The following is a 12,183-nucleotide window of genomic DNA, read 5'->3' on the forward strand; positions in this document are numbered from 1 at the left end:
AATAAATGGGGCAATGAGGCTTTATTGCACCAAAGTGGAGCACCGTTTTGGTGCGCTTCGTTTGGCTCAACTGACGGGGAGATATTTAGCGTAAATTCTGACGAAAAAACAATCTTCCGTTAACGGTTGTGTGAGGTGATTATTACATTTCGTTCACTTTTGCAGGTGTGCAGACAAAAACTGTGCACCATAGATGTGCAAAACCCTCACCGGAGGGCGAGGGTTTGATAGAAAATTCGTATGAATTATTCGATGTTAGATTCGATAAACCACAGGAACTGGTCCAGGTCGCGGGAGGCGGCAGTGAAAATGTCTGCCGTATCTTCGTCTTTGGCTTCGCCGATCGCTTTGCGCACGTCATTGGCCACAATCGCGTAGCGGTCCGCCAGCTCTTTCAGGTGATCCTGAACGGTATGGATATCCAGCGGATAACTCTTCAGTGGCGTTTTGCTGTTGATCACCTGCGTGGTACCCAGCGCCACGCCGCCTAACTGAACGGCGCGTTCAGCCATCGTATCGAGGTGTGTCACCAGTGCTGTGCGGAAGCCATCAAGCATTTCATGAACGGCAATAAAGTTTGCACCGCGCATATTCCAGTGGGCCTGTTTGGTGATCAGCGAAAGATCGATGAACTGGATCACCTGGCGATTCAGCAACTCAATGGTCGCCTTTTTGTCGCTATCCGATACATCGTTACGGGTATAAAGCAGATTAGACGCTTTCGTTTTCACCAGTTTAGCGGTACTCATAATCTCATATCCTCTTGATGTTTATGTCCCAGGTAATTACGGAACTAAGTATAGCACCGGATTTTTTCTCTGCGGTTTGGCTGTGCCTATCGGTTTAATAGCGAGAAGTGGCTTGTGAATTTAATTCATTGAAATGAATGGGTAATTTTAAAATTGATACAGATCAATCTTAATTGCAGGATGGGGATGTAAACGCAGAGGGATATTTCGAAAATAGAACAAAGTGTGTAAGAAATTATAACGTCTGTCTTTCTGGCCTTTATTCTGCATGGCGTGGAAGCCATGCAGAATATATGGCCTTAGCTGATATCCACTTTCTCAACTTTAGGTTCCGGGCGCATGGTGAGCGTCGAGCCCATTGATGCCGCGATAATCGAGCAGAGCGCCAGCGTCTGCGTCAATGTCAGGGTTTCGCCGAGAAATACCATTCCAGAAATGGCGGCTAGCGCAGGCTCCATGCTCATCAGGGTGCCAAATATGCGCGTCGGCAGACGCGTAAGGGCAATCATCTCCAGAGAGTAGGGGAGTGCGGTAGAGAGAATCGCGACCGCCAGCCCGATGGGCATGACGGACCATTGCCAGATAGAGTCGGTCGCCTGCGCCATGCCGATAGGCACGAAGACGATGGCTGCGATCAGGGAACCTAACGCGACGGTTGCCGGACCGTGCTCTTCTCCTGCACGCTGGCCCGTAAGTATATAGACGGCCCAGCAGGCGCCAGCACCCAGCGCCAGGGCTGCGCCCGTCAGATCGATCTCAGCGACGCTCTGGCCCAGCGGCAGCAGGAACCATAAGCCCAGAACGGCTAACACGACCCAGATAAAATCGACCGGACGTCGGGAGGAGAAAAGCGCCACCGCCAGCGGGCCGGTAAACTCCAGCGCGACGGCGATCCCCAGCGGTATCGTCTGAATAGAGAGGTAGAATAGATAGTTCATTGCCCCGAGGGAAAGTCCATAAAACAGCAGGGGTAAACGCTGCTCCTTTTTGAAGCGCAGACGCCAGGGTTTGAAAATGACCACCAGTATCGCCGTGCCCAGCACGATACGCAGGGCAGTCACGCCTGGCGCACCTACCAGCGGGAAAAGTGATTTTGCCAGCGAAGCACCGCTTTGAATGGACAACATGGCAATGAGTATGACTGCCACCGGCAACCAGACCGACGACGTGCGGGATAACCCAGGCATCCTTTCTCCTGTCAGCTTATGTCAAATGAGGTAAAGGTTGCAGTGTAAAGGAAATAAGCGGCAACGGTTGAGGCGCTGTTGAAAAAAAACCGTGTCAAATCCGTAAAATGGTTAAGCGCTGGTGGATTTATCGCCTGATAGATTAGGAATAATCTGGATGAATGTAACGGCGCGTACGCGCAATATGCGCATTTAGTAGTGAAAATTGCATGTGATTTGAAAGAGATAGCTGATGCTGGAAACGTTCTGTTACAGGAAAGGTTTCATTAGACATCACGAATCACAAAGAGTTTCGCAAATTTTTTTGATATATTTAAAACTTACGGACTTACTTGAAGCACATTTGAGGTGGTTATGAAAAAAATTGCATGTCTTTCAGCACTGGCCGCTGTACTGGCTGTTTCCGCAGGTACCGCTGTAGCTGCTACTTCTACTGTTACTGGTGGTTACGCTCAGAGCGACTATCAGGGCGTGATGAACAAAGCTAACGGTTTCAACCTGAAGTATCGCTACGAGCAGGACAACAACCCACTGGGCGTGATCGGTTCTTTCACCTACACCGAGAAAGATCGTTCTGAAAACGGCGCATACAACAAAGGCCAGTACTACGGTATCACCGCTGGTCCAGCTTACCGTCTGAATGACTGGGCGAGCATCTACGGTGTTGTAGGTGTTGGCTACGGTAAATTCCAGCAGACTGAAAACCAGAGCGAAAGCCGCACTGCAAGCAACAGCGACTATGGCTTCTCCTATGGCGCAGGCCTGCAGTTCAACCCAATCCAGGACGTTGCTCTGGACTTCTCCTATGAGCAGAGCCGTATCCGCAACGTTGACGTTGGCACCTGGATCGCGGGCGTAGGTTACCGCTTCTAATCACTCCGGTGAGCTAATAAAAAATCCGCCCAATGTGGCGGATTTTTTTTTGAAGGTAAAAGCAAAACGGCAACCCCAGGTTGCCGTTTTTAGTGTTTGTTCCCTCTCCCCGTGGGAGAGGGCCAGGGTGAGGGCATCAGTCCGCACGAGACGGCAATTACTTACTCTTAATATCGAAAATATCCGTACCCAGATGGTTGTAGTCAACTTTCTGTAACTTGAAGTTGGTAACGTACACTGGAGGAGCTTTCTTGTTAGAGACAAACGGGTAAGCCGTTTTTATCTGCTCGGCTGTAATCCCCGTCCACTGCGAGAAGAACTGCAGGAAATCATTTGCCGAACGGCGCGCTTTAATCACGCGATGCGTTTTATCGTCGCTCGACAGCACCATAAACGGCACCTGGAAGTTCTGCTGGAACTTGTCATCGTGCGCTAGGTACTGCACCTCTTTACCACGCTCTTTAAACGCCAGTCCGTGATCCGAGAAATAGACCATGGAGAAGCTGTCGCCCGTATTGCGCAGCTGATCGTACAGCTTGCTCAGCAGCTCATCGGTTTGCGTCATGGTGTAGAGATAGCAAGAGGTCTCTTTGGACTGCACGAACTCCGCGTACTTCCCGCCGGTGCGATCGCAGGCTTGCGGGTGCGACCCCATCAGGTGCAGGACGATCAGCTGAGGCTGGGTGCGCGGAGTGGCGAAAACCTGTGCCGTCATTTTCAACAGCGCTTCGTCTTTGGTGTTTTTGTCGGCTTCAAAGTCGCCGTTCTTCAGGAACTGCACTTCGTCGGCACGTTTGGCGATACTGGCGATGGCCGTATCGTATTCGCCAATTTGCCCCTGATTGGAGAACCACCAGGTCTGATAACCCGCGCGGTTTGCCAGGGTGACAAAATTATCCTGATACTGGGGTTTGCCGTCGACGACACGGTTTAGGGTCAGGCCGAGCGATTTCTGCGTCGAGCCGCTGGCCGCGACATAATCGGTAAACAGCGTGCCTTTAACCGAACTGGCAAACGGTGTGTTATCCCAGTGTCCGCCGAAGGCTCCCATTGCATCGCGACGGGCACTTTCGCCAATCACCACTACATAGGTATGATATTTTGGCTTAACGGCCAGCACGTTCCAGGTGTCTTTCATATTGGAAAGCTCAGCCATGCGCGCCTGCTCGTCGAGAACCTCTTTATTATTGACAACGACGTCCTTCACGAAGCGGAAAACCGGATAGCCGATATTGGTGAGCCTGAGCTTACCGTCCCAGGGAATATTCTGGATGGGAGCGACAAACGCCACGGCAACGCTGAACACCAGACAGAGTATTTCGATCTTACCCCAGGGTTTTTTCTCGCCCGGCTGACGGCGGATGGCGATAACGCCCAGCGCGAAGATAAAGATCCCGACCACGTAGCTGTACCACGGGAAGATCGTCAGGATCTCCGTTGACTCTTCCATATTGGTCGAGTGCAGCGCCAGCAGGGTATTAAAGTTTGGCGCGCCGTAAGCCTGGCCAAACGGGAAATAGAGTGCAGCGACCAGCGAGCAGATCCCGATTAACGCTTTTTGCACGCGCGGTGCGGATCGCCACAGCACATGCAAAACGCAGGTGAACGCCACCGCGTAGAGCAAACTAAAGGGATAACCCAGCGCAAAGTTAATCAGTAATGACTGCAAAAAGTAAAAACCCGTCCACGGGCTTAAGGCCCGGCTGCGGGTCACAACGGTATCTATCAGGGTTACATTCATAGGTCACTATCATGGATGAAAACGCCATGTGCTCACCCTGGCGTCAAGGGTCATAACCTGCCTGACAGTGCGTGGAGAGGGAATGAGGGTCCGCTTCAGCGAGCCGCAAATTGTGCAGGGCTGCAAGAAGATAGTGCGAGCGCTAAAGAATATCAACAGTTGCTAAGCAGATGTTTTGCGAAGGGGACTGCAAATCCGTAAAAAAGATCGGGAATAAGGCGGCTGGAAGCCAGTTTACAGCGAGATTGTGACGGGAAAATGAAGCGGCGTACCGCAACGCCGCTTAGTGGGAAGGTTTGTCGTCCTGATGCGGTTTGGTGTTAAACATATCGCACAGCATGTTCAACAGCATTAAGCGCACTTTAAAGGGAGAGTGGGTAAACACGGTCATGCACCTCTTGAATTCGTTCATAATACCTCCTGAGTTTTGATCCCTTCGATCCGTGAAGGGTGACTGCATTACATACAGATATAGCACAGGCTATATTGTATAGCTATGGCTATTTCGTTAATTTTTTGTGCTTGCGGAGCTATGGTTTACAATGTGCGCTCTCGAATCCGGGCGCTGGAAGCGTCACCCCACTGAGGAAGTACAATGAACCGTCGCGCAGGTCATCCGACAATGAGGAAAACGACGCAACTGGTGAATGTTGAAGAACATGTCGAAGGTTTTCGCCAGGTCCGTGAAGCGCACCGGCGTGAACTGATTGATGATTATGTTGAACTCATTTCCGATCTGATTCGTGAGGTCGGTGAAGCGCGCCAGGTCGATATGGCCGCCAGGCTGGGGGTCTCACAGCCAACTGTCGCTAAAATGTTAAAACGCCTGGCCTCCGTGGGCTTAATTGAAATGATCCCCTGGCGCGGTGTTTTTCTGACGCCGGAAGGGGAGAAACTCGCGCAGGAGAGCCGCGAGCGCCATCAGCTTGTCGAGAATTTTTTACTGGTGCTGGGCGTCAGCCCGGAGATTGCCCGCCGGGATGCGGAAGGAATGGAACACCACGTGAGCGAAGAGACGCTGGTGAAGTTTCGCGAATTTACCCTTAAATATGGTCCCTCCGCTGAATGAAAATCCCCGGACTGCAGGCCCTGGCACGCGATCGTTTCTTCCATCTCTTATTAATCATTGGCGCAGCGTTAAGCCTCTTTGTGCCTTTTGCGCCACACGCCTGGCCCGCCGCAATTGACTGGCGCACCATCATTACCCTGAGCGGCTTGATGATGCTCACCAAAGGGGTCGAGCTGAGCGGCTATTTTGACGTTCTGGGCCGTAAAATGGTGCGCCGCTTTGCCACCGAGCGCAGGCTGTCCCTGTTTATGGTGTTCTCCGCCGCGGTGCTGTCGACGTTTCTGACCAACGATGTGGCGCTGTTTATCATCGTACCCCTCACGCTCACGCTGCGTAAGCTGTGCGAGATCCCCGTCAGCCGGCTGATCATCTTTGAAGCGCTGGCCGTCAATGCGGGCTCGCTTCTGACGCCAATCGGCAACCCGCAAAATATCCTTCTGTGGGGACGGTCCGGGCTGTCGTTCGCCGCCTTTACCTGGCAGATGGCCCCTCTGGCGCTGGTGATGATGCTGTCGCTGATGGCGGTGTGCTGGTTCGCGTTTCCGGATAAAAAGCTGCAGTATCACAGCGGCACAACCGGCCCGCAGTGGCAGCCGCGCCTTGTGTGGAGCTGTCTCGGGTTATACATCGTCTTTCTGTTCGCGCTGGAGCTGAAGTATGAGCTGGCGGGCGTCCTGCTCGTTGCCGCAGGCTTTGTCGTCCTGGCGCGTCGCGTGCTGGTGAGCGTGGACTGGACGCTGCTGCTGGTCTTTATGGCGATGTTTATTGATGTGCATCTCCTTATCCAGCTTCCGGTGCTGCAGAACGTTCTGCACAGCGTCAGCACGCTGTCTCAGCCGGGACTGTGGCTGACGGCGATTGGCCTGTCGCAGTTTATCAGCAACGTGCCGTCCACCATTCTGCTGCTCAACTATGTTCCGCCCGATACGCTCCTGGCCTGGGCGGTCAACATCGGCGGGTTTGGGCTGCTGCCCGGTTCGCTGGCAAACCTGATTGCGCTGCGCATGGCCAATGACCGTCGTATCTGGTGGCGTTTCCACGTCTGGTCGATTCCGATGCTGGTTTGGGCCGCGGCGATCGGTTTCGGAATATTCCTTCTCATATAGTGCGCAATTTGTCAGTTTTTCCTGGCAAACGTATAGCAACGTCCTAGCTTTAGTGAACGGCATAGTGTGATGCCGCTCACTGACAGGACCGTTGCTGAACTATGGCTGAAGATCAAAACCCGCCTGCTGACGAGCAGGACAAAAACAATAATGAGCGTAAGCGCCCGGGCAAGAAACCGTTAATTATCCTCGGCATTGTCGTGGTGGTGATGGTCGTCGTGGCGCTGGTCTGGTGGTTTTTAACCCGTAACGAAGAGACGACCGACGATGCCTTTACCGACGGCGACGTGGTGACGATTGCCCCCAAAACGGCGGGCTACGTTACCGAGCTGCGCGTGCGCGATAACCAGCGCGTGAAAAAGGGCGATCTGCTGGTGGTTATCGATCCGCGGGACACCACCGCGCAGCGCGATCAGGCTCAGGCCCAGCTTGGGCTGGCTATCGCGCAGCTGCATCAGGCTCAGGCGCAGCTGGCGCTTTCAAAAGTCCAGTATCCCGCCCAGCGTGACGAAGCCAAAGCGCAGGTGCTGAAAGCGCAGGCCGATCTGGCGAACGCGCAGGCAGAGTACCGTCGTCAGCGCGGCGTCGACCCGCGTGCGACCACTCAGCAAAGTATCGATTCCGCGAACGCACAGCTGCGTAGCGCACAGGCGGGGCTGGCCAGCGCTCAGGCGCAGCTGGAAGTGGCAGAGCAGGTCCAGCTGCAAATCCGCCAGCAGGAAACCAACGTTGAAGCGCGCGAGCGTCAGGTCGATCAGGCTAAAGCGCAGCTGGAAACCGCCAACCTTAATCTCTCCTATACCGAAGTCCGCGCCCCGTTCGACGGCGTTGTCACCAAACGCAACGTGCAGCCCGGCACGCTGGTGCAGGCGGGGACGGCGCTGTTCTCGCTGGTTTCCCCGAACGTGTGGGTGGTCGCGAACTTTAAAGAGTCGCAGCTCGAGCGCATGAAGCCGGGCGATAAGGTCACCGTGTCCGTCGACGCGTGGCCGGATATGGAGCTTGAAGGGCACGTAGACAGTATCCAGCAGGGCAGCGGCTCGCGCTTCTCCGCCTTCCCGGCAGAAAATGCCACCGGCAACTTCGTCAAAATTGTGCAGCGCGTGCCGGTCAAAATCGTGATTGATAAAGGCCTGGATCCAAACAAACCGCTGCCGCTGGGGCTGTCGGTTGCACCGAAGGTGACGGTGGAATGACGGATCACAGCCACGACAGCTGGAAACCCGCCAGCAATCCGTGGGCGGTGGCGATTGTCGTTACCCTGGCGGTATTCATGGAAATTCTGGACACCACCATCGTCAACGTGGCGCTCCCCCACGTGGCAGGCTCGCTCTCGTCCAGCTATGACGAATCCACCTGGGTGTTAACCAGCTATCTGGTCGCGAACGGCATCGTGCTGCCCATCTCGGCGTTTCTGAGCCGGGTGTTTGGCCGCAAGCAGTTCTTCCTGATTTGCATCGTGATGTTTACCGTCTGCTCGTTCCTGTGCGGGATTGCCACCGAGCTGTGGCAGATCATCCTGTTCCGCGTGATGCAGGGCTTTTTTGGCGGCGGGCTGCAGCCCACGCAGCAGTCGGTGCTGCTCGACTACTTCAAGCCGGAGGACAGGGGCAAGGCCTTTGGTCTGTCCTCCATTGCGATTATCGTTGCGCCGGTGCTCGGCCCGACGCTGGGCGGCTGGATCACTGACAACTACTCCTGGCGCTGGGTGTTCTTTATCAACATTCCGGTGGGGATTGTCACGGTGCTGGCGATCTACCAGCTGCTGGAAGATCCGCCGTGGGAGAGTAAATCAAAAGAGAAGCTGACTATCGACTGGACGGGGATCGGCCTGATCGCGCTGGGGCTGGGTTGTCTGCAGGTAATGCTCGACCGGGGAGAAGATGAGGACTGGTTCTACTCGAACTTTATCCGCACCTTCGGCGTGTTGACGCTTGTCGGCATTATCGGCGCCATCTACTGGCTGGTGTATGCCAGAAAGCCGGTGGTGGATCTGCACTGCATGAAGGACCGCAACTTTGCCATCTCCAGCCTGCTGATGGCGGGGATGGCGATGATTTTGTACGGCAGCTCGGTGGTGATCCCGCAGCTGGCGCAGCAGGACCTGGGCTACACCGCTACCTGGTCGGGGCTGGTGCTGTCGCCCGGCGCGGTGCTGATTGTGTTAACCATTCCGCTGGTGCTGAAGCTGATGCCGGTGGTGCAGACGCGCTGGATTATCGCCTTTGGCTTTACCTGTCTGGCGGTGTCGTTCTTCTGGTCGCGAACGCTGACGCCGGATATCGACTTCGAAACCCTGGTGCTGTTCCGCAGCGCCCAGTCGATAGGGCTGGGGTTCCTGTTTGTGCCGCTCACGACGATTGCATTTATCTCGATACCGAGGCGGCTGAATGCCGATGCGGCGGCGCTGTTTACCATGTTCCGCAACGTCGCGGGTTCGATTGGCATATCCCTTTCGACGGCGGCCATCACCGAACGCGCGCAGGCGCACAGCGCGCATCTGGCGTACCACGCCTCGCCGCTTAACGAGCAGTTCCAGCAGGCGATACGCGAAAGCGCCCAGGCGATCCAGAACTTCACCACCCAGGTGGGCGACCCCACCGGCATCGCCACCGGACGCATGTACCAGACCATGATCGAGCAGTCGCGCATCCTGGCCTACATCGACGTCTTCACCATTCTGAGCGCGGTGGCTTTGTTACTGATTCCGTTTTGTTTGTTGCTCTCGCCGGTTAAGAGCGAGGGGAGTGCAGGAGCACATTGATGATACACAGACGTTTACACCCCCTGATGATAATGATGCTGCTGGCGGGCTGCGCCGTCGGGCCTGACTACCAGCAGCCTGCGCCGCCCGCCGTTACGCACTGGAACGATAAGGGCGACAGCGCGGTGAAATCGCAAACTACTTCCGCTGCGACCAATCCGCGCTGGTGGAAGACCTTCGGCTCGCCGCAGCTCGACAGCCTGGTTGAGCGCGTCATCGCCGGAAACCTGACGCTGCAGCAGACGGTGCTGCGCATCGCCGGGGCGCGAGAGCAGATTAACCAGGCGGGCGGGGCGTTTTATCCGTCGGTGAACGGCAATCTGCAGGCGACGCGCCAGCAGCTTGGCCTGGAAGGAGAGCTGAAATCTCATGGCGTGTATGACCAGGTGGATAGTATTGATCCCAACCTGAAGGGCGCGCTGGGGCCGCTGACGCAGCCGATTAACCTCTACCAGGGCAGCTTCGACGCCCAGTGGGAAATCGACCTGTGGGGCAAGGTGCGTCGTCAGGTGGAAGCCGCCGAAGCGCAGCAGAAAGCGGCTATCGAGCAGCGTAACGACGCGCTGGTGTCGCTGGAGGCCGAAGTGGCGCGCGCGTGGCTCCAGCTGCGCGGGGCGCAGAGCATTATCGCCACGCTGAACACCCAGATTAAAAGCGCGCAGCAGACGCTGGATCTCACCGAAAGCCGCCAGCGGGGCGGGCTGTCGCCGCAGATGGATGTGGAAAATGCCCGGGCGCAGTTAGGCAACCTTGAGGCACAGCTTCCGCAATATCAGGCGCAGGAGCGGCAGGCGATGAACGGCCTGGCGATCCTGCTCGGCAAGCCGCCAGGGGCGCTGGATGCGGAATTGCAAAGCGTGCAGCCGATGCCGGCGTTGCCGGATATCGTGCAGACCGGCATTCCGTCCACGCTGGCACGACGCCGTCCGGACGTGCGCGAAGCGGAGGCGAACCTTCATGCCGCCACGGCGCAAATCGGCGTCTCGGTGGCGGAGCTGTTCCCGAGCTTTACGCTCTCCGGGCAGTTTGGCCTGCGCAACAGCGAAACCAACTGGCTGACCGACTGGAGCAGCCACTTCTACAGCTTCGGCCCGCAGGTCTCCATTCCCATCTTCCAGGGCGGTCGACTGGTCTCCAGCGTCAAGGTGGCGCGCGCGCAGCAGGGGGCGGCGGTGCTGGACTATCGCCAGACGGTGCTGACCGCGCTCGGCGATGTCGAAAACGCGCTGGTGAGCTATCGCACCGACCAGCAGCGTGAAGCGGGTCTCGCAAAAACGATCGACGCCCTGCAAAACGCCTTTGACCTGGCAAGCGACAGCTACCGCCAGGGGATTGCCAGCTTTATCGACGTGCTGGACGCCCAGCGTCAGCTGGCGCAGGCCCAGCAGCAGCGCGCACAGGCGCAGGTGCAGAGCGCGCTCGATCTGGTGGCGCTCTACAAGGCCCTCGGCGGCGGCTGGGAGCCGTATCAGCAGGTGCAGTTACCGAACTACAGCGTCTTTGGCGACGCCCCGCGCGGATAAATTCAGAGGATTGGGCAAGAAACGGACAGGAACACCACATTCGCGATGGCTGAGGGGCGGGTATAACTATCGGGTACCCAATCGACATGCGAGGAATAACTTATGCGTTATCAAAAACTGGGCAACACCGGTCTGTTTGTTTCTGAACTGTGCCTCGGCACCATGACCTTCGGCGGTGAGGGCGGCATGTGGGGCAAGATTGGCCAGCTCCAGCAAAGTGAAGCCGAGCAGCTAGTGGGCCGCGCGCTGGATGCCGGGATCAACTTTATCGACACCGCGGACGTTTACTCGGAAGGACGCTCGGAGGAGATCACCGGGCAGGCGCTGAAAAACCTGAAGATCCCACGCGAGAACGTGGTGGTCGCCACGAAAGTGTTCGGCGAAACGGGAACGGCAGGGGTGAACTCGCGCGGCAGCTCGCGCTATCACATCATCAGCAGCGTGAAGGAGAGCCTGCGCCGCCTGCAGCTCGATCATATCGATCTCTACCAGCTTCACGGCTTCGACCCCGCAACGCCGATTGAAGAAATGCTCTACGCGCTGGATAACCTGGTGCAGCACGGCCACGTGCGCTACATCGGCGTCTCTAACTGGGCGGCGTGGCAGATTGCCAAAGCGCTCGGTATTTCTGAACGTCTTGGGCTGGCGCGTTTCGCGTCGCTGCAGGCGTATTACACCATTGCCGGACGCGATCTTGAGCGCGAGCTGGTACCGATGATGCAGAGCGAAGGCGTCGGGCTGATGGTCTGGAGCCCGCTTGCGGGCGGTCTGCTGAGCGGAAAATATGGCCGCGACGGTCAGAGCGAAGCCGGTGGTCGTCGTCTGGAGTTTGACTTCCCGCCGGTGAACAAAGAACGCGCCTTCGACTGCGTGGACGTGATGCGCACTCTCGCCGAAAGCAAGGGCGTCTCCGTCGCGCAAATCGCGCTGGCCTGGCTGCTGCATCAGAAAGCGGTGACCAGCGTCATCATTGGCGCGAAACGCGTCGAACAGCTGGACGACAATATCGCCGCGACCGGGATCCGACTGAGCGAAGACGAGCTTAAGCAGCTTGATGCGGTGAGCGCGCTGCCGCGCGAATACCCTGGCTGGATGCTGGAGCGGCAGGGGGAATATCGCCGCAATCAGCTCGCGCAACAATAACCTTCCTCGCCCCGGTAGTGCATCGCTA

The 12,183-nt window shown here is 56.6% G+C and carries 11 protein-coding genes; 7 read left to right on the forward strand and 4 right to left on the reverse strand.

Annotated features, from left to right (window positions below):
* Positions 1 to 245 precede the first annotated feature (245 nt).
* Together dps and rhtA are read right to left on the reverse strand one after the other, a co-directional pair.
* Positions 246 to 749, reverse strand: coding sequence for a DNA starvation/stationary phase protection protein Dps (gene dps, locus HB664_RS09885; protein WP_010428924.1), 504 nt, complete (start codon positions 747 to 749; stop codon positions 246 to 248).
* Between the two features lie 299 nt (positions 750 to 1,048).
* Positions 1,049 to 1,936 carry a threonine/homoserine exporter RhtA gene (gene rhtA, locus HB664_RS09890; RefSeq protein WP_219940732.1) on the reverse strand — a complete coding sequence of 296 codons (888 nt, stop codon included), beginning with the start codon at positions 1,934 to 1,936 and terminating at the stop codon, positions 1,049 to 1,051.
* A 354-nt stretch (positions 1,937 to 2,290) separates the two neighbouring features.
* Here rhtA and ompX point away from each other — a divergent pair, with 354 nt between their 5' ends.
* A complete protein-coding gene (ompX, locus tag HB664_RS09895) occupies positions 2,291 to 2,809 on the forward strand; it encodes an outer membrane protein OmpX (RefSeq protein WP_023310884.1) in 519 nt (172 codons plus the stop codon).
* Positions 2,810 to 2,966: 157 nt separating this feature from the next.
* Here ompX and HB664_RS09900 read toward each other — a convergent pair whose 3' ends face one another.
* Both HB664_RS09900 and mntS read right to left on the reverse strand, forming a co-directional pair.
* Complete coding sequence (locus HB664_RS09900) at positions 2,967 to 4,550, reverse strand: phosphoethanolamine transferase (protein ID WP_064672137.1); 1,584 nt, start codon at positions 4,548 to 4,550, stop codon at positions 2,967 to 2,969.
* 283 nt (positions 4,551 to 4,833) lie between these two features.
* Positions 4,834 to 4,962 carry a manganase accumulation protein MntS gene (gene mntS, locus HB664_RS09905; protein ID WP_045887583.1) on the reverse strand — a complete coding sequence of 43 codons (129 nt, stop codon included), beginning with the start codon at positions 4,960 to 4,962 and terminating at the stop codon, positions 4,834 to 4,836.
* Between the two features lie 183 nt (positions 4,963 to 5,145).
* On the opposite strand from mntS, the gene mntR reads away from it, so the two are divergent.
* The 6 genes from mntR (at position 5,146) to HB664_RS09935 (ending at position 12,155) form a co-directional block, all read left to right on the forward strand.
* The gene (gene mntR / locus HB664_RS09910; RefSeq protein WP_023310887.1) at positions 5,146 to 5,619 is read left to right on the forward strand and encodes a manganese-binding transcriptional regulator MntR; all 474 of its coding nucleotides are present in this window, start codon (positions 5,146 to 5,148) and stop codon (positions 5,617 to 5,619) included.
* Positions 5,616 to 6,725 (forward strand): anion transporter, encoded by a 1,110-nt coding sequence (locus HB664_RS09915; protein WP_033145002.1) that lies wholly within the window; start codon positions 5,616 to 5,618, stop codon positions 6,723 to 6,725. Before mntR ends, HB664_RS09915 begins: the two co-directional genes overlap by 4 nt.
* Before the next feature lie 101 nt (positions 6,726 to 6,826).
* Complete coding sequence (locus HB664_RS09920; RefSeq protein WP_032661279.1) at positions 6,827 to 7,921, forward strand: HlyD family secretion protein; 1,095 nt, start codon at positions 6,827 to 6,829, stop codon at positions 7,919 to 7,921.
* Positions 7,918 to 9,489: a DHA2 family efflux MFS transporter permease subunit gene (locus tag HB664_RS09925; protein WP_047061442.1), complete on the forward strand. Its 1,572-nt coding sequence runs from the start codon at positions 7,918 to 7,920 to the stop codon at positions 9,487 to 9,489. The genes HB664_RS09920 and HB664_RS09925 overlap by 4 nt, the downstream gene beginning before the upstream one ends.
* A complete protein-coding gene (locus tag HB664_RS09930) occupies positions 9,489 to 11,012 on the forward strand; it encodes an efflux transporter outer membrane subunit (protein ID WP_219940733.1) in 1,524 nt (507 codons plus the stop codon). The genes HB664_RS09925 and HB664_RS09930 overlap by 1 nt, the downstream gene beginning before the upstream one ends.
* Positions 11,013 to 11,114: 102 nt before the next feature.
* On the forward strand, positions 11,115 to 12,155 hold the full coding sequence (locus HB664_RS09935; protein WP_033145005.1) for an aldo/keto reductase: 1,041 nt from the start codon (positions 11,115 to 11,117) through the stop codon (positions 12,153 to 12,155).
* Positions 12,156 to 12,183: the final 28 nt, after the last annotated feature.

Origin of the sequence: Enterobacter sp. DNB-S2, assembly GCF_019443845.1 — a bacterium.
In the GTDB taxonomy this organism is placed as follows: domain Bacteria; phylum Pseudomonadota; class Gammaproteobacteria; order Enterobacterales; family Enterobacteriaceae; genus Enterobacter; species Enterobacter asburiae_B.

Excerpts from the sequence above, each read along its gene's own strand:
- rhtA (WP_219940732.1), bottom strand. The coding sequence starts at position 1,936 with ATGCCTGGGTTATCCCGCACGTCGTCGGTCTGGTTGCCGGTGGCAGTC.
- ompX (WP_023310884.1), top strand. The coding sequence starts at position 2,291 with ATGAAAAAAATTGCATGTCTTTCAGCACTGGCCGCTGTACTGGCTGTT.
- mntR (WP_023310887.1), top strand. The coding sequence starts at position 5,146 with ATGAACCGTCGCGCAGGTCATCCGACAATGAGGAAAACGACGCAACTG.
- mntS (WP_045887583.1), bottom strand. The coding sequence starts at position 4,962 with ATGAACGAATTCAAGAGGTGCATGACCGTGTTTACCCACTCTCCCTTT.
- dps (WP_010428924.1), bottom strand. The coding sequence starts at position 749 with ATGAGTACCGCTAAACTGGTGAAAACGAAAGCGTCTAATCTGCTTTAT.
- HB664_RS09915 (WP_033145002.1), top strand. The coding sequence starts at position 5,616 with ATGAAAATCCCCGGACTGCAGGCCCTGGCACGCGATCGTTTCTTCCAT.
- HB664_RS09930 (WP_219940733.1), top strand. The coding sequence starts at position 9,489 with ATGATACACAGACGTTTACACCCCCTGATGATAATGATGCTGCTGGCG.
- HB664_RS09925 (WP_047061442.1), top strand. The coding sequence starts at position 7,918 with ATGACGGATCACAGCCACGACAGCTGGAAACCCGCCAGCAATCCGTGG.
- HB664_RS09900 (WP_064672137.1), bottom strand. The coding sequence starts at position 4,550 with ATGAATGTAACCCTGATAGATACCGTTGTGACCCGCAGCCGGGCCTTA.
- HB664_RS09920 (WP_032661279.1), top strand. The coding sequence starts at position 6,827 with ATGGCTGAAGATCAAAACCCGCCTGCTGACGAGCAGGACAAAAACAAT.
- HB664_RS09935 (WP_033145005.1), top strand. The coding sequence starts at position 11,115 with ATGCGTTATCAAAAACTGGGCAACACCGGTCTGTTTGTTTCTGAACTG.